Raw genomic sequence first — 18,420 nt, 5'->3', positions numbered from 1 at the left:
TTCTATCTTGGGCGGCGTCGCTTGTAGCGGACAGTATCGAAACGGGCGGCAAGCGCATCGTAGAGCAGCAGGCGGCCGACCAGCGGCTCGCCGGTGCCGGTCACAAGCTTGATCGCCTCCATCGCCATCAGCGTGCCGATGACCCCCGTGAGAGCGCCGATGATGCCGGTTTCGGCGCAGGCGGGAATGAGGCCCTCCGGCGGCATTTCCGGAAAGAGGTCGCGGTAGGTGGGATTGAGCGTCCCGTCCTCGCTTCGTTCGTAGGGCTTCAGCACCGTCAGCGAACCGTCGAAACGGCCGACGGCGCCGCTCACCAATGGGATTTCCGCTTTTTCGGCAGCATCGGCCGCCGTGTAGCGCGTCTCGAAATTGTCCGATCCGTCGATCAACAGATCAAAGCCGGAAAGATGGCGGAAGGCCCACTCCGTCGAAAAGCGCTCCGCGAAGCGGATGACATTCACATGCGGGTTCAGCCGGGCGATGGCCAAGGCCGCGCTCTCCGTCTTCAGTTCGCCGATGGTGCCGGAATCATGAATAACCTGCCGCTGCAGATTGGAAAGCGATACGCGATCGTCGTCGGCGATGCCGAGCGTGCCGACCCCCGCGGCTGCCAGATACTGCAAGACCGGCGCCCCGAGACCGCCCGCTCCAATCACCAGAACACGGGCTGCCTTCAGCTTTTGCTGGCCCGCCCCGCCGATCTCCGGCAGGAGGATATGACGCTGATATCTTGCGATTTCTTCGGGGCTCAAAGGTTCCATGCGGGTGATGCTAGCATGGCCGGAAGGCGTGGGGAAAGCCGCATCCGTCATTCGAAGACGCGGCCATCGGCCACGGTAAAAAACTGCGCGCGCGCGCCGAGGACGGCAAACATCGACCGATCGGTTCCGGTCATGAAGGCCTGGCCGCCAAGCGCATCGATGAGATCGAAGAGGGCGGCACGCCGGCCCTCGTCGAGATGCGCGGCGATTTCGTCGAGAAGCAGGATCGGTGCGTGACTTGTGAGATTGGCAACGAGCCTGGCATGGGCGAGGATCAGGCCGACAAGCAGCGCCTTCTGCTCGCCGGTCGAGCAGCGCTCCGCCTCCATCTGCTTCTCGCGGTGGCGGACGAGCAGATCGGCCCGGTGCGGACCATCGAGCGTGCGACCGGCAGCCGCGTCGCGATAGCGGCTTTCGGCAAGCATTGCGGCATATTCGTCTTCGAGATCGACGGAAGGACGCGTGAGCTGGCCGTCCATGAACCCGGAGAGCTCGAGCGAGGCGGAGGGGAAAGGCGAGGTTTCGCGCGTTTCCTCAATGAGACGGGCAAGCAGGCCGAGCATTTCCTGGCGTGCCAGCGCCATGGCGATGCCGAGACTTGCCATCTGCTCTTCGATGCCTGACAGCCAGGAGGGATCGAACCGGCCCTCGTCCAGCAGCTTGTTGCGGCTGCGCATCGCCCGCTCGAAATCGCTGGCGCGGCGGCCATGGGCCGGATCGAGCGATAGCACCAGGCGGTCGAGAAAGCGGCGGCGATCGGAAGAACCACCGGTGAAAAGCCCATCCATGGCAGGCGTCAGCCAGAGAACACGCAGATGGTCCGTCAGCTCGTCGGCCGTCTTTGCCGGCGTGCCGTTGATGCGCAGCCTGCGGCCGGTGTTCTCGTCGCTGGTATCGGCGCCGGTCCCGATTTCGACGTGGCCCTCCATGCCCTCGAGTTCGGCGAAGATCGAAAACCCCGCCGGAGCGCCGACGCGGGTGACATCGGAATAGGTGGCGCGGCGCAGGCCCCGTCCGGGCGAGAGGAAAGAGACCGCCTCCATCAGATTGGTCTTGCCGGCACCATTATCCCCCGTCAGCACCACATGCCGCCCGTCGAGCGCCAGCGACGCCGTCGCATAATTGCGGAAGTCGGTCAGCTTCAGGCGCGAAAGGGAAACCTTGTGGGGCATCAAATATCCGGATTCGTGGTTCGGGGCAGAGCTATGCCGAAGCCGGGTGGATGGCAAGGCTGTAGTGGGGGATCAACGATCCCCTCCGACGGTAGAGGGACCCGATTTAATCGAGTCCGGTTAGATCGCGTCAAAGCCGGTTAGCTACCTGGCAGCCAGACTAAAAAGTCCATTAAGCTTTTCTTGACCACCATCCGTGGAAATGGCAGCAATTCCAAGGAAAATTCCAGCCTCAGAGCTAGCTCGAACGTGAATTCCGAAACTCTCTGCATAGGCAAGCATCCGTGCCTCGTCGTCTGAGAGCTTAGCCATGAACATTATGTAGATGCCTGCAGGCGCCCTTAGGCACCTGTCTGAGATGTCAATTCGAATTCCTTCACCGTTGACGACAATTTCGATCAGCCCGAAATTCAGAAGCTCGTGCTCTCGACCCATCGCTTCTACCATCGCGACGAATGCAAACCTATCGGAATTGGAGTAGCAGAGAATCACCTTTCCATGCCCGTATAGGGAGTCTCGTTCTCCTCTGACCCACATTACGCCCTGATGTACTTCTACGCCCCACTTAGCTTCGGTCTCTCCACCCGTAATCACCCTCAAATCACGTAGCTGCTCTTCGGCGAGCAGCGAGAGGTCGTGTCCTGGCGTCAGAGCAGACTGCTCCAGAAAGGCCGCCGGGATGCCCATGTCCTCAATGTATCGGGCGATTGCCGCGGATAGTCTCTGCGACTTGTCGATAGTGTGAAGCGTGGGGTTTTTAAAGAAGAATTGATGGACACCGAACTCCGACCCGGTGTCGAAATGACGAAGTCGCCCACCGAGAAAAATCAAAGTGGCAGCACTCAGACATTTGCCAGGAATGAACCTGCGAGGGATAATCAGCTCGTCGGCGCTTTGGCTATCAAGTACGTAAGACCCAACCAGCGTAGAAAACCAAGCATCACGGATCAGCCTGCCGATCCTGATCGCGGCCTCTACGTGCCCGCCGGTCGAGTTAATGTAGACATTCGTTCGAGGCGGCGGCGCGGAACGCTCAACAAACTTCTCGAATTTCGTATCGTCACCTTCCTCGATCCTACCGATCAAGTTGATATGGAAGAAGCCGCCAAATAATATCTCGGCTTCGGTTTGAGGCTCAGTGTACTCGAATTGCATTCGATTTTGCCTTATCCGCCTCATATCTGTCGCGTACGCATAGACAGATTTCAGACTCACTTTTAGAGCTGGGTTAACATGTAACTAGGGGAGCAATCATAAGGCGAATCAAGAGGAAATGGCATTTCAAGAGTTCACCCGACACCTCTGCCGCCAACTCCAAAATGTAGGTCCAGAAAGAGCATGTCGTTGCTCTACGAAACCTACCGGAAATCATATAAATGGGGAGAACTTGGTGGAGCTAAGCGGGATCGAACCGCTGACCTCTTGCATGCCATGCAAGCGCTCTCCCAGCTGAGCTATAGCCCCATCAGGGTGGTCCGGTATTTGCCGGTCCTGGGATACTCCCCGGCGTTGCCCGGCGGAGTGGCGGCTTCTTACTTGCGGTTTTCGCAGATAGCAAGCCTAAAAAACCGGCCCGGAGATTTTTTATCATCCGGGCCGACGTTCGTTCGATCAGACTTCGTCTTCGTCGCCGGTGACGCCGATGATGTCGCTCATGTCGTCGTCTTCGTCTTCCTCGGCTTCGAGGAAGGTGTCGTCGTCATCGCCTTCGATTTCGACGTCGTCGTCGCCCATATCCGGGATATCGTCGCCGGCTGCACCTTCATCGGCATCCTCGAGCGATACGAGTTCGACTTCTGTGTTCTCGGTATCGACTTCCTGCACGTCGTCTTCTTCGGTCGCCTCTGCAGCCGCAGCCGCCGAGGTTTCCTGGAAGAAGGACAACGGGTAGGACTTGCCGGTATAAGGAGAAACGATCGGGTCCCGGTTCAAGTCGTAGAACTTCTTGCCGGTTTCCGGATCGGTACGCTTGGTTCCAAGTTCCGCTTTCGCCACTATAAGCCTCGTGAGATAGCCGAATCAAAATTCGGCAAATGCCGTTCAAACCGGCGTTTCTATCGGAATTTATAAGCCGGTCCCCATAATCGCTGATGCTCCCCATGTCAAAGCCAAACTTTATGGCAGCAGCGCCCGCCTTTTTCAAAGCCCGGAGGATGACCGGCTTTCGACTTTGTGTTAACCAGCCGGCAAAGCCGTAAAACCAGCCGGGAACTGACGCAGGGCCAGGCATTTTGCGGGAATTTGTGCCGCTTCTGCAAGGGATTTTTCCGTGTCGCATGGATCCGCGCCGAAACCCGCCACCGCGAGAAAATCCGCCGCCCTGAGGGGCACGGTCCGCATTCCGGGCGACAAGTCGATTTCGCACCGCGCCTTCATGCTTGGAGGCCTTGCGTCCGGCAAGACGCGCATCACCGGCCTTCTGGAAGGTGAAGACGTCATCCATACCGGCAGGGCGATGCAGGCGATGGGCGCCACAGTTCGCAAAGATGGCGATGAATGGATCATCCGCGGTGCCGGCAACGGGGCACTGCTTGCTCCGGAGACGCCGCTCGATTTCGGCAATGCCGGGACCGGCTGCCGCCTGACGATGGGCCTCGTCGGCGTCTATGATTTCGAAAGCACCTTCATCGGCGACGCTTCGCTTTCCGAGCGGCCGATGGGCCGTGTGCTCGATCCGCTGCGTGAAATGGGCGTGCAGGTGAAATCCACCGGTGGCGACAAGCTGCCGGTGACGCTGCACGGGCCGGGAACGCCAAGCCCATTAATTTACCGCGTGCCGATGGCATCCGCGCAGGTGAAGTCGGCCGTGCTGCTCGCCGGTCTCAATACGCCAGGCATCACGACCGTCATCGAACCGGTGATGACGCGCGATCACACGGAGAAAATGCTGCAGCGCTTCGGCGCCGAGCTTTCCGTCGAGACCGACCATGCAGGCGTTCGAACGATCCGGCTCGAAGGCCGCGGAAAACTGACGGGCCAGGTCATCGACGTGCCGGGCGATCCGTCCTCGACAGCCTTCCCGCTCGTGGCGGCACTGATTGTCCCAGGCTCCGACATTACCATTCTCAATGTGCTGATGAACCCGACACGCACCGGGCTGATCCTGACGTTGCGGGAAATGGGCGCCAATATCGAAGTGCTGAATGCGCGGCTTGCAGGTGGCGAGGACGTCGCCGATCTGCGCGTCCGCGCCTCCGAACTCAAGGGTGTTACCGTGCCGGAAGAGCGTGCTCCGTCCATGATCGACGAATATCCGGTCCTCGCCGTTGCCGCCTGCTTTGCAGAAGGTGCGACGGTCATGAAGGGGCTGGACGAGCTGCGCGTCAAGGAATCCGACCGTCTTTCGGCCGTCGCCGACGGACTGAAACTGAATGGCGCTGACTGCGACGAAGGCCGGGACTTCCTTGTCGTGCGCGGCAAGCCCGGTGGCAAGGCGCTCGGCAACGCATCCGGCGGCCGGGTAAAGACTCATCTCGATCACCGTATCGCCATGAGCTTCCTGGTCATGGGGCTTGCTTCGGAGCATGCTGTGACCGTTGACGACGCAACGATGATCGCCACCAGTTTTCCGGAATTCATGGACCTGATGGCAGGTCTCGGCGCGAAGATCGAGCAGGAGTAAAGTCATGTACCAGCCGCCGCATTTTCGCGAAGACGATCTTGGCGTCCAGCATGAACTGATCCAGGCCCATCCACTCGGTTTGCTGATCACGGCAGGAGGTTCGGGGTTGATGGCCAATCCGGTGCCTTTCCACCTTGATGCGAATGCATCCGAGAAGGGTACGCTGCGGCTGCACCTTGCCAAAGCGAATGGGCAGTGGCGTGATATTCAGGACGGTGCGCCGGTGCTTGCCGTTTTCCAGGGCGCAAATTCCTACGTGACGCCTTCCTGGTACCGGACCAAACAGGAAACCGGCAAAGTCGTGCCGACGTGGAACTACGCAATTGTGCAGGTGCGCGGTCCAGCACGAGTTATCGACAATGCCGAGTGGCTGCTGCGGCAGATCAACGCCATCACCGGCCAGCAGGAAGGCAATCGCGAAGAACCATGGGCCGTCCACGATGCGCCGGAGGATTTTGTCCGGGCGCAGCTGAAAGGCATCATCGGCGTCGAGATCGAGATCGCGGCGATCGAGGGCAAATGGAAGGTCAGCCAGAACCGGCCAGTCGCAGACCGCGAAGGGGTGGCATCCGGTTTGAACGAGGTGGAAGGCCAGGCGGAGATGGTGGATCTGGTAAAGCGCTACGGCGGGCTGGAAGGTAATCATTGAGCAAGACATTTACGATCGCCATCGACGGGCCGGCAGCAGCAGGCAAGGGCACGCTATCGCGCCGGATCGCCGATGAATACCGGTTCCACCATCTGGATACGGGGCTGACCTATCGCGCTACGGCAAAGGCCTTGCTCGATGCGGGGCTGGCGCTCGATGACGAGCAGGTCGCGGAAAAGATGGCCCACAAGATTGAACTCAGCGGGCTCAATCGTGATATACTTTCGAGCCACGAGATCGGCGAAGCCGCCTCGAAGATTGCCGTCATGCCGGCCGTGCGCCGGGCGCTGGTCGAGGCGCAGCGGCGGTTTTCGGAAAGGGCGCCGGGCACGGTGCTCGACGGGCGCGATATCGGCACCGTCGTCTGCCCCGGTGCACCCGTAAAGCTCTATGTGACGGCCTCTCCGGAGGTGCGCGCAAAGCGCCGCTATGACGAGATCATCGGCAAGGGAGGAACTGCCGATTTCGACGCGATTTTCGAGGATGTGAAGCGACGCGACGAACGCGACATGGGACGGGCCGACAGCCCCTTGAAACCAGCTGATGACGCGCACTTGCTTGATACGTCGGAAATGAGTATAGAGGCCGCGTTTCAAGCCGCAAAGTCGATCATCGATGCGGCCTTGAGCCGAAACAACTGAATTCGAGTGCTTTCCCGCCTTTGCGGGGCGCTTCTGAAAAGCCTGAAATTCCGTCCAAGCGCCGGATTGCTTCCTGACAGGGAGGCGGACTGGGTTCAGGCCCGTTCAACACGAACCAACCGGCGCATACGTGGGCCTTGCAGCTATCGAAGGCCACGCAGGAGATTTTATGTCAGTAGCTACTCCCTCTCGCGAGGATTTCGCGGCCCTTCTCGAAGAGTCCTTTGCCAAGAACGATCTGGCTGAAGGCTATGTCACCAAGGGCATCGTCACCGGCATCGAAAAGGATGTCGCCGTTGTTGACGTCGGCCTGAAGGTCGAAGGCCGCATCGCGCTCAAGGAATTCGGCGCACGTGCCAAGGACGGTTCGCTGAAGGTCGGCGACGAAGTCGAAGTTTACGTCGAGCGCATCGAAAACGCACTTGGCGAAGCTGTTCTGTCGCGCGAGAAGGCTCGCCGCGAAGAAAGCTGGATCAAGCTCGAAGCCAAGTTCGAAGCTGGCGAGCGCGTCGAAGGCGTGATCTTCAACCAGGTCAAGGGCGGCTTCACGGTCGATCTCGACGGTGCGATCGCCTTCCTGCCGCGTTCTCAGGTCGACATCCGTCCGATCCGCGACGTATCCCCGCTGATGCACAACCCGCAGCCCTTCGAAATCCTCAAGATGGACAAGCGCCGCGGCAACATCGTGGTTTCGCGCCGTACGGTTCTGGAAGAATCCCGTGCCGAGCAGCGTTCTGAAATCGTTCAGAACCTCGAAGAAGGCCAGGTTGTTGACGGCGTCGTCAAGAACATCACCGACTACGGTGCGTTCGTTGATCTCGGCGGCATCGACGGCCTGCTGCACGTCACCGACATGGCATGGCGCCGTGTGAACCATCCGTCTGAGATCCTGAACATCGGCCAGCAGGTCAAGGTTCAGATCATCCGCATCAACCAGGAAACCCACCGCATCTCGCTCGGCATGAAGCAGCTCGAGTCGGATCCGTGGGATGGCATCCAGGCCAAGTATCCGGAAGGCAAGAAGATCTCCGGTACCGTCACGAACATCACCGACTACGGTGCGTTCGTCGAGCTGGAGCCGGGCATCGAAGGCCTGATCCACATCTCGGAAATGTCCTGGACCAAGAAGAACGTACATCCCGGCAAGATCCTGTCCACGAGCCAGGAAGTCGAAGTCGTCGTTCTCGAAGTCGATCCGTCCAAGCGCCGCATTTCGCTCGGCCTGAAGCAGACGCTGGAAAATCCGTGGGCAGCATTCGCCCGCAACCATCCGGCCGGCACTGAAGTCGAAGGCGAAGTCAAGAACAAGACCGAATTCGGCCTGTTCATCGGTCTCGACGGCGACGTTGACGGCATGGTGCACCTCTCCGACCTCGACTGGAACCGTCCGGGCGAACAGGTCATCGAAGAGTTCAACAAGGGTGACGTCGTCAAGGCTGTCGTTCTCGATGTTGACGTCGAAAAGGAGCGCATCTCGCTCGGCATCAAGCAGCTCGGCAAGGACGCTGTCGGCGAAGCAGCTGCTTCCGGCGACCTGCGCAAGAATGCAGTCGTTTCCTGCGAAGTCATCGCAGTCAACGATGGCGGCATCGAAGTGAAGCTCGTCGAGCACGAAGACATCACCTCGTTCATCCGCCGTGCAGACCTCTCGCGCGATCGCGACGAGCAGCGTCCGGAACGCTTCTCGGTCGGCCAGGTTGTTGACGCCCGCGTCACCAACTTCTCCAAGAAGGACCGCAAGATCATGCTGTCCATCAAGGCGCTGGAAATCGCAGAAGAGAAGGAAGCCGTTGCTCAGTTCGGTTCGTCCGACAGCGGCGCTTCGCTCGGCGACATCCTCGGCGCGGCTCTGAAGAACCGCGGCGAGTAATCGCTCTAGCCTTTGAGACAAAGAACCCGCCGGAGCGATCCGGCGGGTTCTTTATTTGATCGAATGCTTTTCGATTATTCCCAGCCAGCCATGCGCTGGTAGAGCGCGTAAATTGGATCGGCGACGGTGCCCGCTGCCGGCGCAGCCTCCAGCTCAGGCAAGTCCGGTAAGACGCCCTCAGGGCCAGCTTCGTCTGCTTCGGCATCCTGGTGCTGCTCGCCTGACGGCGCGTGCTGGTTCTGAGAACCGCTTCCTTCATGATCCCGGCGATGCATTTCGCCGTCCTTGCGTTCGCTTGAATGCTTGGCGAAGTGGTAAGGGTGCTGCGCGTAGGCGAAGCCCTCGGCGGGTTTTACGAGACCGGCCTTCTGGGCCGCTTCGGTGAGCTCGGCTGGCGCAAGCGCAGGCTGCGCCGCGACCTCCTTCGGCTCGCGCGCCAGAGTGGCAGCGTCGGCGCCGGCGGGGCGTACAACCGCTTCCACCTGCTGCGCATCTCTCGCTTGAGCGGCTTCAGCCGGCAAAGCGGACATCTCCTTCGCAGCGGCCTCTTCGAGCGCAAGGGCGGTAGGTGCGTGCTCAGTCGCGAGATCTTCCGAGAGAACGCTGGCGTTGTGCTCTCCGATGATAGCAACGACCAGTTCTGAGACCTTCTCCGTCATTGATGCGAGTATGCCGCTCCAGGCTTTCGGAATGACGGAATCGGGTTTCGCAAATTCCTTCGACCCAAGCGGTCCTGCCTGCGCTTCTCGAACGGTCGTGGCCGGCTCGTCCGGTACGGGCTGCTCTTTGAGATCGTCGATTGGCAACTCGTCCGCCATTGGGCTCTCCGCCGTGACAGGCTCTTCGCCGGCGGCCTCCAGCCTTTCTCCGACAATTGCCTTCGGCTCTTCCGGCAGCGATTTTTCCTCGATCTGTGGTCTGACCTCTGTACTCTCCGCAGTATCGGGCTCATCGAGGACGGCATCGATGTTTTCGACGGGTTGTTTCTCCAGTTGGGCAGACTGCCGTACCGGACTGAGCCCGGCCGGATACGAGGTCGCGGCCGTCACCGACTGCCCCCTCGATGAAGCGGCGGGCGGGCTTTCCCCTTGGAGACGTATTTTCGGGCGCTGCTCACCGGGAAGCGGCGAAGCATCGTTCTGGCGATAGGAGTATACGACAGCACGCGCGGCGAGATCGCGGTCTTTGTATGGGAGGGTTTCCAGATAGGCGATGATGCGAGCAGCTTCCGGTCCTGCCGGATTTTTCAACGCCTCAGCAATGAGGCGCAGCGGCAGGTTCTGGCCCTGCGCAGCCAGCTGGCGTTCGATCTCGTTGATTTTCGCAGGCGGCAACTTCTGGATCGCATCCGCGAGACGCGAGGCAAAGACCAGATCCGTTTCGTCACTCTCGCGCGGCAGCGGCAGGGCGCGCGAGGCAGCCTCAATCGCCTCGAGAAGGGCCTCGAACATTTGTTGCTTGGCGGCAATCAGCAGCAGATTGAGCTTGCCGGCAATTGCCGAATTCAGGTTGGAGGCCTCGACAGCCTGGACCGGCACGACGACTGATCGCTCCCAACCGCTTGTCGCGAGCGCGGCTGTCTGACCGTTGGAGGAAAAGCTTACATTTGACGCTGCACGAACCGGAGTCAGCATGGCATGCTCCTTCTTTCGCAAAGTGACGATGGAAGCAGATCACAAGAGGGCCGCGCTCATCCGGCCCCTCGCATTCGTCTGCAAACCTCCGGGTCCGCATGACGCATCATGGCGCCGCCGAATGCATAAAGATTGATGAAAATCCTATCGAAGGGCCATTAATGAAATGCTAACGGCCGGAGGGATGTCCCGTCCGGCCGCTGCAGGAAAGTCTTTGGTTCTGAAGAGGTCAGCTGTGGGCGAAGATATCCGCTTCTTCCCAGCCGAGCAGGTCGAGCTTCGCGCGAGTCGGTAGGAATTCGAAGCAGGCGTTTGCATGATCGATGCGGCCGTCGCGGATCAGCCGCTCGGTCAGCTTGTCGCGCAGGGCGTGCAGGTAGAGCACATCGGAGGCGGCATATTCGAGCTGTGCCGGCGAAAGCGTTGCCGCTGCCCAATCAGAGGACTGCTGCGCCTTGGAGACGTCGACGTCGAGCATCTCCTTCAGATTGTCCTTCAGACCGTGGCGGTCCGTATAGGTGCGTGACAGACGGGAGGCGATCTTGGTGCAGAAGACCGGCGCCGTCGTCACGCCGAAGGTGTGGAAGAGCACGGCGATATCGAAACGGCCGTAGTGGAAGATCTTCTGGCGGGTTGGATCGGCAAGCAAGGCGACGAGGTTTGGTGCTTCCTTCTGGCCGGCGGCGATACGGATGACATCGGCCGTGCCGTCGCCCGACGAGAGCTGCACGACGCAGAGCCGATCGCGGCGGGGCACAAGGCCAAGCGTCTCGGTATCGATCGCGATTGCGCCGGTGTAGCGGGCGGCATCCTCCGCAGAAATATCGCCTTCGTGGTATCGGATGGTGGCGGCCATGAGTATCTCTATCGTTTCAATGTCTCTTGTGGCGCTATAGCGCAAAGGCAGGCGGCGCGATACCCGGTTTTCGGCCCTGCCGGCGTCAGAATGTCGGCGGAGTGTTGATCCACAGAAGCACTGTTTCGCCATCGTGGCGATTGCGCCAGGAGTGATAGCGGCGGCTCTCGAAATAGAGCGAGTCGCCGGGACCGAGATCGAAGAACTGGTCGGAATCGAGAACGAGTTCGAGGCGGCCGGAAAGGACATGCATGAACTCCTCTCCTTCGTGCCTGTAGGCGCCTTCGCTGGCGGCACCCGGTGCCAGCACAAACCGGTGGCAATCCATCATCCTTCGGCCTTCGGCCAGCAGCTGCACCGTCACGCCCGGCGTGGTCTGCGGCCAGGTGCGCCATTCGCCGGAACGGACAATCTCAGCACCCTGTTCGCTCTCCTCACCCGAAAGGCGCGAGACCGTTGTGCCGTAGTATTCTGCGAGGTCGTGCAGGGTCTTGAAGCTGACGCCCTGAGAGGTACGCTCCAGGGTCGAGAGCGTGGAAGACGTGACGCCGATATCGCCGGCGACCTGTTCGAGCGTCTTTCCCGCGGCATGGCGAAGCCTGCGCAGCCTGCGGCCGAGATCGGAAACGGCGCCGTTCTCCACGCCTTCGGCCGACGGCTCCTCATTTTCCAGCGCCTCACGGATCGCAGCCGGATTGAGGCCGCGCTCGAGGCGATACCACGATATCCGCTTCAGCCGGGCGACGTCGTCTGCACTATATTGCCGGTGGCCCGTTTCGGAGCGTTCCGGAACGAGCAGTCCCTGGCTTTCCCAGAGGCGGACAGTGGAGGCGGAAACGCCTGCCAGCCTTGCCACTTCGGCCACCTTATAGCGTACCGGGCCGTTGTCGTTCATCAAGCATCAAACCCCTGATTGCCTATGGTTTCAAACATGCTCGCTATCAGAATCTTTCGGTGCGAGCATCCATCAAAAACCTTGATGTTTGAAGCAGTAAACGCCGCTTGATTTCTTGCAGGAAAAATGTAGGAATTTTGTACATATCTTGCAGAACTTATGCAAGGTAATTTCACCTCTTTGAGCGCAGGAGCGCAACGATGAACGCGATCACCCTTACAGACCGGAAGAACGCTGCGATTTCCCGCGGCGTCGGCATGACCACGCAGATCTATGCTGACCGCGCGGAAAATTCCGAGATCTGGGACAAGGAGGGGCGGCGCTATATTGATTTCGCTGCCGGCATCGCGGTGCTCAATACGGGTCACCGCCATCCACGCGTGATCGCAGCGGTCAAGGAGCAGCTGGATCGCTTCACCCACACCTGCCATCAGGTCGTGCCCTACGAAAGCTATGTGCATCTCGCAGAACGCCTGAACCAGCTGACGCCCGGGGACTTCGCCAAGAAGACGATCTTCGTGACGACGGGAGCCGAGGCCGTCGAAAACGCCGTGAAGATCGCGCGCGCTGCGACCGGCCGCTCGGCCGTCATCGCCTTTGGCGGCGGCTTCCACGGCCGCACATTTATGGGCATGGCGCTGACAGGCAAGGTCGTGCCCTATAAGGTCGGCTTCGGCGCAATGCCAGGCGACGTTTTCCATGTGCCCTTCCCTGTCGAACTGCATGGCGTCACCGCCGAACAACCGCTCGCGGCGCTGAACAAGCTGTTTGCAGCGGACGTCGATCCGCAGCGCGTTGCCGCAATCATCATCGAGCCGGTCCAGGGCGAAGGCGGCTTCTATCCGGCTCCAACGGCCTTCATGAAAGCGCTTCGCGAGCTTTGCGACCGGCACGGCATTCTCTTAATTGCTGACGAGGTGCAGACGGGCTTTGCTCGCACCGGCAAGATGTTTGCGATGGATCATCATGAGGTCGCACCCGACCTGATAACCATGGCGAAGAGCCTCGCCGGCGGTTTCCCGCTGGCTGCAGTCACCGGCCGGGCGGAAATCATGGATGCCCCGGGACCGGGCGGCCTCGGCGGCACCTATGGCGGCAACCCGCTTGGCATCGCCGCTGCCCATGCCGTCCTCGACGTGATCAAGGACGAGGATCTCTGCAATCGCGCCAATCAGCTCGGCGGCCGCCTGAAGCAGCGGCTGGAATCGCTGCGCGACAAGGCGGCCGAGATCGCCGACATCCGCGGTCCGGGTTTCATGAACGCCGTCGAGTTCAATGACAAGACCACCAAGCTGCCAAGCGCCGAGTTTGCCAACAAGGTTCGCCTGATCGCGCTGGAGAAAGGTCTCATTCTTTTGACCTGCGGCGTGCACGGAAACGTCATCCGCTTCCTTGCCCCGATTACCATTCAGGACGATATCTTCGGCGAAGCGCTCGATATCCTCGAAGCCTCAATCCTTGAAGCAAGTGCGGGCAAGTAACCGCCCTTCGGAGTAAATGACATGGCATTCACGACTGCACTGACCAAGCACGTTCCCTTTTCCTCACCATTCCTCCGCGACACCGGCTACATCAATGGCGAGTGGACGAAAGGCGGAGCCACGAAAACCTTCGATGTTCTGAACCCGGCGACCGGCGAAGTCCTCGCTTCGCTACCGGATATGGGCGCAGCCGAAACGCGCGTGGCGATCGACGCCGCTTACGCCGCCCAGCCCGCCTGGGCAGCACGTCCTGCAAAGGAACGCAGCGCAATCCTGCGGAAGTGGTTCGATCTGATGGTTGCCAATGCCGACGAGCTGGCCGCGATCCTGACGGCCGAGATGGGCAAGCCATTTCCGGAAGCCCGCGGCGAAATCCTCTACGCCGCTGCCTACATCGAATGGTATGCCGAGGAAGCCAAGCGCATCTACGGCGAAACGATTCCTGCGCCGTCGAACGACAAGCGCATGATTGTCATCAAGCAGCCCGTCGGCGTCGTCGGCACGATCACGCCCTGGAACTTCCCGGCCGCGATGATCACCCGCAAGATCGCTCCTGCACTTGCCGTCGGCTGCACCGTCGTTTCCAAGCCCGCCGAGCAGACGCCGCTTTCGGCGATTGCGCTCGCGGTTCTTGCCGAGCAGGCCGGCGTTCCGGCCGGCGTCTTCAATGTCATCGTAGGCGAAGACGGCCCGGCGATCGGCAAGGAGCTCTGCGGCAACGATAAGGTCCGCAAGATCAGCTTCACCGGTTCGACGGAAGTCGGCCGCATCCTGATGCGCCAGTGCGCTGACCAGATCAAGAAGGTGAGCCTCGAGCTTGGCGGCAACGCGCCGTTCATCGTCTTCGACGATGCCGATCTCGATGCCGCCGTCGAAGGTGCGATCGCCTCGAAATACCGCAATGCGGGTCAGACCTGCGTCTGCGCCAACCGGCTCTACGTGCAGTCCGGCATCTACGACGCATTCGCGGCCAAGCTGGCCGCGAAGGTGGACGCGATGTCGGTCGGCGACGGTTTCACGGCCGGCGTCGCGATCGGCCCGTTGATTGACGAGCAGGGCCTTGCCAAGGTCGAGGATCACGTCAGCGACGCGCTTTCCAAGGGCGCCAAGGTGCTGACCGGCGGCAAGCGCATCGAAGGTGCGGGCACCTTCTTCACGCCGACCGTTCTGACCGGCGTCGCCAAGGGCATGAAGGTCGCCAGGGAGGAAACCTTCGGTCCCGTTGCGCCGCTCTTCCGCTTCGATACTGTCGAGGAAGTCATCGCCCAGGCGAACGACACGGAATTCGGCCTTGCTGCCTATTTCTTCGCGGGCGATCTGAAGAAGGTCTGGAAGGTTGCCGAGGCGCTGGAATACGGCATGGTCGGCATCAATACCGGGCTGATGTCCACCGAGACGGCACCGTTCGGCGGCATCAAGCAATCCGGCCTTGGCCGTGAGGGCTCGCGCCATGGCGCAGACGACTACCTCGAAATGAAGTATCTCTGCATCGGCAATCTCTGAACCAAACAAAGGGCGCCCCGGGCGCCCTTTTTATTTCCGCCTCAATAATGCGGCGGCTTTGTTATCGTCGGCGCTTCCAGCGATTGCTCCTCCAGCGACAGAAAACGCTCCGTCAGGCGGTCGAGTTTCGCGCGCATCTGCTCGACAACCTTCCATTGTTCCGCAAGTTGATCGGAAAGCTCGTCGATCGTCTTTGCCTGATGCGCAACCGTCTCCTCGAGCTTGGTGATGCGGCTTGTCTCTTCGGCCATCGATTTCTCTCCCGGCAATAAGTGGCCTTTCAAAGCCGAAACAGGCCTTCAGGTCAATTCTTTCGAGGCTCGCGAAAAACGATTCCGAAAGTGAACCGTTTAGTTACTAATAGGGCTTGTCGTCCCCTCGTTGGTGAGGTAGGCCCTACGCTATCAGGGAGGATATCTGATGGATGTAGGGAACGGCTTTCTTCATCCGGACCGGCTCTTTCCGGCCGATCCGGCAACACGAACCATCGCGCGCGACCTCTACGAGACGGTCCGCAATCTTCCGATCGTCAGCCCGCATGGGCACACTGAACCGGCCTGGTTCGCCGACGATAAGCCGTTCGAGGACGCGGCTTCGCTGCTTGTCATTCCCGATCACTATCTCTTCCGCATGCTGCACAGCACAGGCTCCAAGCTCGACGAGCTCGGCGTGCCGCGCCTTGATGGCAAGCCGGTCGCTCAGGGTCGCACGATCTGGCGCGCTTTCGCTGCGCGGTATCACCTTTTCCGGGGTACGCCGTCGAGCCTGTGGGTCGATCATGCAATGTCCGCTGTGCTCGGCTGCACGGAACCGCTGACGCCAGATAATGCCGACAGGCGCTACGACCACATCAACGAGCAGCTGGCCAAACCCGAATTCCGCCCGCGTGCCCTGCACAGCCGTTTCGGTATCGAAACGATCGCGACCACGGAAGGTGCGCTCGACCCACTCGTTCATCACCAGAAGATGCAGAAGGACGGCTGGATCGGCAAGGTCCGCACGACCTACCGGCCTGATAGCGTCACCGATCCTGACGCCGCCGGCTTCCGCGACAACCTGATCAAGTTCGGCGAAATCACCGGCAGCGATGTTACACGCTGGGACGGCATGATCGACGCACACCGCAAGCGCCGCGCCTTCTTCCGCCAGTTCGGCGCAACGGCGACGGACCACGGCGTGCCGACGGCGTTTACAGCCGATCTTCCGCTTGCCGACAAGCAGGCGCTGCTCGACAAGGCTCTGAAGGGACCGCTTACAGCAGCCGAGGCCGAACTCTTCCGTGGCCTGATGATGACGGAAATGGCCGGGCTTTCGGCCGAAGACGGCATGGTGATGCAGATCCATGCCGGTTCGCGCCGCAACACCGACAGCACCCTTTTCCAGACGCGCGGACCGAACATGGGCGCGGATATTCCCACCCGCACGGATTGGGTCGGCGGGCTGAACGCGCTGCTTTCGAAATATGGCCACGCGCCCGGTCTAAAGGTCCTGCTCTTCACCCTCGACGAGACGACCTATGCCCGCGAACTGGCGCCGATGGCTGGGCACTGGGAATGCCTGATGATCGGGCCGCCTTGGTGGTTCCACGACAGCCCGAACGGCATCCGTCGCTATCTCGACCAGGTGGTCGAGACCGCGGGCTTCGTCAATCTCGCAGGCTTCAACGACGATACGCGCGCGCTGCTCTCGATCCCCGCCCGCCACGATGTCTGGCGCCGTGAGGTCTGCCGCTTCCTGGCGCAGCTTGCAGCCGAGCACCGGATTTCAAAGGCGGATGCCGAAATCGTCGCCCGGGACCTTTCCTATGACAATGCGAAGAAGGCGTACAAGCTGTGACGGAGCGACTGCAAAACCTGACCGGTCTCGCGCCGGCGGCCAGGCTTCCGGCCTATGATCGAAGCCAGCTGAAGGCCGGCATTCTGCATCTCGGACCCGGCGCTTTCTTTCGTGCGCATTTCGCACCCTTCACCGATGCGGCGCTCGCGGCGGGCGGTGGCGATTGGGGTATCGAGGTTGCAAGCCTTCGCACCGCCGATGTTGCGGATCACCTGAACGAGCAGAACGGCCTCTATACGATGCTGATCCGCGATACGTCGGGAACGACGGCCCAGGTCGTGGGTCCGATTCTCAAGGCGCATGTTGCGACGCGTGATCCCGCAGGGCTGCTGCAACGCCTCGAAGACCCTGCGATCCGCATTGTCAGTCTGACGGTGACGGAAAAGGCCTATGGTTTTGATCCGCACAGCGGCGGCCTCGATCTCAACCATGCCGACATCGCTGCCGATCTTGCAAACCGGCATGCGCCGCGCGGCGTTGTTGGCTACCTTGTCGAGGGGCTGGCCCGGCGGCGGGAAAAAGGCATTGCGCCCTTTACGCCGCTCAGCTGCGACAATCTGCCAAGCAACGGTGCGGTCCTGAAGCGCCTCGTCCTCGAATTCGCGAGCCGCATCGATCCCGATTTGCACGACTGGATAGAGGAGAACGTGCCTTTTCCGTCGACCATGGTCGATCGCATCACGCCGGCGAGTACCGACGCCACCTATGCCGATGCCGAACGCCTGACCGGGCGGGTGGATCTGGCAGCGATCGAGACCGAGCCCTTCACCCAATGGGTGATCGAGGACCATTTCGCGAATGGCCGTCCTGCGTGGGAGAAGGCCGGTGCGCTGATGGTCGAGGAGGTTTCAGCCTATGAAAAGATGAAGCTCCGAATGCTGAACGGGGCGCATTCTCTGCTCGCCTACCTCGGATACATAGGTGGCTATGAATACGTTCGTGACGTCATGGACGACGCCGGTCTGGCCGCGCTTGCACGGCGGCAGATGAACTCGGCGGCGGCAACGCTCGATCCTGTTCCCGGCATTGATCTGGACCATTACGCAGACGAGCTAATAGCACGCTTTGCAAACAAGGCGATCGCCCACCGCACCTATCAGATCGCCATGGACGGCACGCAGAAGCTGCCGCAGCGGCTGCTGGAGCCGGCAACGGAAGCGCTTGCTCATGGCAGCAAGGCGGAGACCTACGCAATCGCAGTTGCCGCGTGGATGCGCTACGCACTGGGTGTCGATCGGAACGGCCAACGCTATGAGCTGCGCGATCCGCGATCGGCCGAGATTGCAGCTATCCTTGCCGACGTGCCGCGGAATGGCCCGGCTGTTTCGGCGGCGCTTTTCGGCTTGCCCGGACTTTTCCCTGCGGCACTCACGAAGAATGTGGCCTGGACGGAAGACGTCGCCAACAAGCTGGAAATCCTGATCCAGGACAACAAGCTGCCGCTGATTTGAAGCCTGGGCTTTCAGTGGCAGCATGCGGCGACAGCCGCCTTCCCTCATT

The 18,420-nt window shown here is 60.8% G+C and carries 16 protein-coding genes and 1 tRNA gene; 8 read left to right on the top strand and 9 right to left on the bottom strand.

Annotated features, from left to right (window positions below; genetic code table 11):
• Positions 1-2: 2 nt before the first annotated feature.
• From ACPYOJ_RS07235 to ACPYOJ_RS07215, 5 genes are all read right to left on the bottom strand, one after another.
• Positions 3-812 carry a molybdopterin-synthase adenylyltransferase MoeB gene (locus ACPYOJ_RS07235; protein WP_481415640.1) on the bottom strand — a complete coding sequence of 270 codons (810 nt, stop codon included), beginning with the start codon at positions 810-812 and terminating at the stop codon, positions 3-5.
• Positions 809-1,933 (bottom strand): DNA replication/repair protein RecF, encoded by a 1,125-nt coding sequence (gene recF, locus ACPYOJ_RS07230; protein WP_481415639.1) that lies wholly within the window; start codon positions 1,931-1,933, stop codon positions 809-811. Before recF ends, ACPYOJ_RS07235 begins: the two co-directional genes overlap by 4 nt.
• A 144-nt stretch (positions 1,934-2,077) precedes the next feature.
• Positions 2,078-3,088: a COG3904 family protein gene (locus tag ACPYOJ_RS07225; protein WP_481415638.1), complete on the bottom strand. Its 1,011-nt coding sequence runs from the start codon at positions 3,086-3,088 to the stop codon at positions 2,078-2,080.
• Between the two features lie 233 nt (positions 3,089-3,321).
• Positions 3,322-3,397, bottom strand: a tRNA-Ala gene (locus ACPYOJ_RS07220).
• Between the two features lie 147 nt (positions 3,398-3,544).
• On the bottom strand, positions 3,545-3,928 hold the full coding sequence (locus tag ACPYOJ_RS07215) for a TIGR02300 family protein (RefSeq protein ID WP_168827835.1): 384 nt from the start codon (positions 3,926-3,928) through the stop codon (positions 3,545-3,547).
• A 274-nt stretch (positions 3,929-4,202) separates the two neighbouring features.
• On the opposite strand from ACPYOJ_RS07215, the gene aroA reads away from it, so the two are divergent.
• From aroA to rpsA, 4 genes are all read left to right on the top strand, one after another.
• The gene (aroA, locus tag ACPYOJ_RS07210) at positions 4,203-5,555 is read left to right on the top strand and encodes a 3-phosphoshikimate 1-carboxyvinyltransferase (protein WP_481415637.1); all 1,353 of its coding nucleotides are present in this window, start codon (positions 4,203-4,205) and stop codon (positions 5,553-5,555) included.
• A gap of 4 nt (positions 5,556-5,559) precedes the next feature.
• Positions 5,560-6,204, top strand: a complete 645-nt coding sequence (locus tag ACPYOJ_RS07205; protein ID WP_481415636.1) for an FMN-binding negative transcriptional regulator — start codon at positions 5,560-5,562, stop codon at positions 6,202-6,204.
• Complete coding sequence (gene cmk / locus ACPYOJ_RS07200; protein ID WP_481415635.1) at positions 6,201-6,845, top strand: (d)CMP kinase; 645 nt, start codon at positions 6,201-6,203, stop codon at positions 6,843-6,845. The genes ACPYOJ_RS07205 and cmk overlap by 4 nt, the downstream gene beginning before the upstream one ends.
• Positions 6,846-7,014: 169 nt before the next feature.
• A complete protein-coding gene (rpsA, locus tag ACPYOJ_RS07195; protein WP_168827831.1) occupies positions 7,015-8,715 on the top strand; it encodes a 30S ribosomal protein S1 in 1,701 nt (566 codons plus the stop codon).
• A 74-nt stretch (positions 8,716-8,789) separates the two neighbouring features.
• Here the strand turns inward: rpsA and ACPYOJ_RS07190 are convergent, their stop codons facing one another.
• The 3 genes from ACPYOJ_RS07190 to ACPYOJ_RS07180 form a co-directional block, all read right to left on the bottom strand.
• Positions 8,790-10,349, bottom strand: a complete 1,560-nt coding sequence (locus tag ACPYOJ_RS07190; protein WP_481415634.1) for a hypothetical protein — start codon at positions 10,347-10,349, stop codon at positions 8,790-8,792.
• A gap of 229 nt (positions 10,350-10,578) precedes the next feature.
• The gene (locus ACPYOJ_RS07185) at positions 10,579-11,205 is read right to left on the bottom strand and encodes a ribonuclease D (RefSeq protein WP_481415633.1); all 627 of its coding nucleotides are present in this window, start codon (positions 11,203-11,205) and stop codon (positions 10,579-10,581) included.
• Positions 11,206-11,290: 85 nt separating this feature from the next.
• Positions 11,291-12,100, bottom strand: a complete 810-nt coding sequence (locus tag ACPYOJ_RS07180; RefSeq protein ID WP_481415632.1) for a MerR family transcriptional regulator — start codon at positions 12,098-12,100, stop codon at positions 11,291-11,293.
• 200 nt (positions 12,101-12,300) lie between these two features.
• Between ACPYOJ_RS07180 and ACPYOJ_RS07175 the strand changes: the two genes are divergently transcribed.
• Both ACPYOJ_RS07175 and ACPYOJ_RS07170 read left to right on the top strand, forming a co-directional pair.
• Positions 12,301-13,581, top strand: coding sequence for a 4-aminobutyrate--2-oxoglutarate transaminase (locus tag ACPYOJ_RS07175; RefSeq protein WP_481415631.1), 1,281 nt, complete (start codon positions 12,301-12,303; stop codon positions 13,579-13,581).
• 21 nt (positions 13,582-13,602) lie between these two features.
• Positions 13,603-15,084 (top strand): NAD-dependent succinate-semialdehyde dehydrogenase, encoded by a 1,482-nt coding sequence (locus tag ACPYOJ_RS07170; protein WP_481415630.1) that lies wholly within the window; start codon positions 13,603-13,605, stop codon positions 15,082-15,084.
• Between the two features lie 41 nt (positions 15,085-15,125).
• On the opposite strand, the gene ACPYOJ_RS07165 is transcribed toward ACPYOJ_RS07170, so the two are convergent.
• Positions 15,126-15,335, bottom strand: coding sequence for a SlyX family protein (locus ACPYOJ_RS07165; RefSeq protein WP_481415629.1), 210 nt, complete (start codon positions 15,333-15,335; stop codon positions 15,126-15,128).
• A gap of 169 nt (positions 15,336-15,504) precedes the next feature.
• Between ACPYOJ_RS07165 and uxaC the strand changes: the two genes are divergently transcribed.
• Together uxaC and ACPYOJ_RS07155 are read left to right on the top strand one after the other, a co-directional pair.
• The gene (uxaC, locus tag ACPYOJ_RS07160; RefSeq protein WP_481415628.1) at positions 15,505-16,920 is read left to right on the top strand and encodes a glucuronate isomerase; all 1,416 of its coding nucleotides are present in this window, start codon (positions 15,505-15,507) and stop codon (positions 16,918-16,920) included.
• Complete coding sequence (locus tag ACPYOJ_RS07155; RefSeq protein ID WP_481415627.1) at positions 16,917-18,371, top strand: mannitol dehydrogenase family protein; 1,455 nt, start codon at positions 16,917-16,919, stop codon at positions 18,369-18,371. Before uxaC ends, ACPYOJ_RS07155 begins: the two co-directional genes overlap by 4 nt.
• Positions 18,372-18,420: the final 49 nt, after the last annotated feature.

This window comes from Rhizobium sp. SVR5-9E (assembly GCF_056755095.1).
The sequence above is the reverse complement of the archived record's forward strand: the minus strand, read 5'-3'. Positions and strand labels throughout refer to the sequence as shown.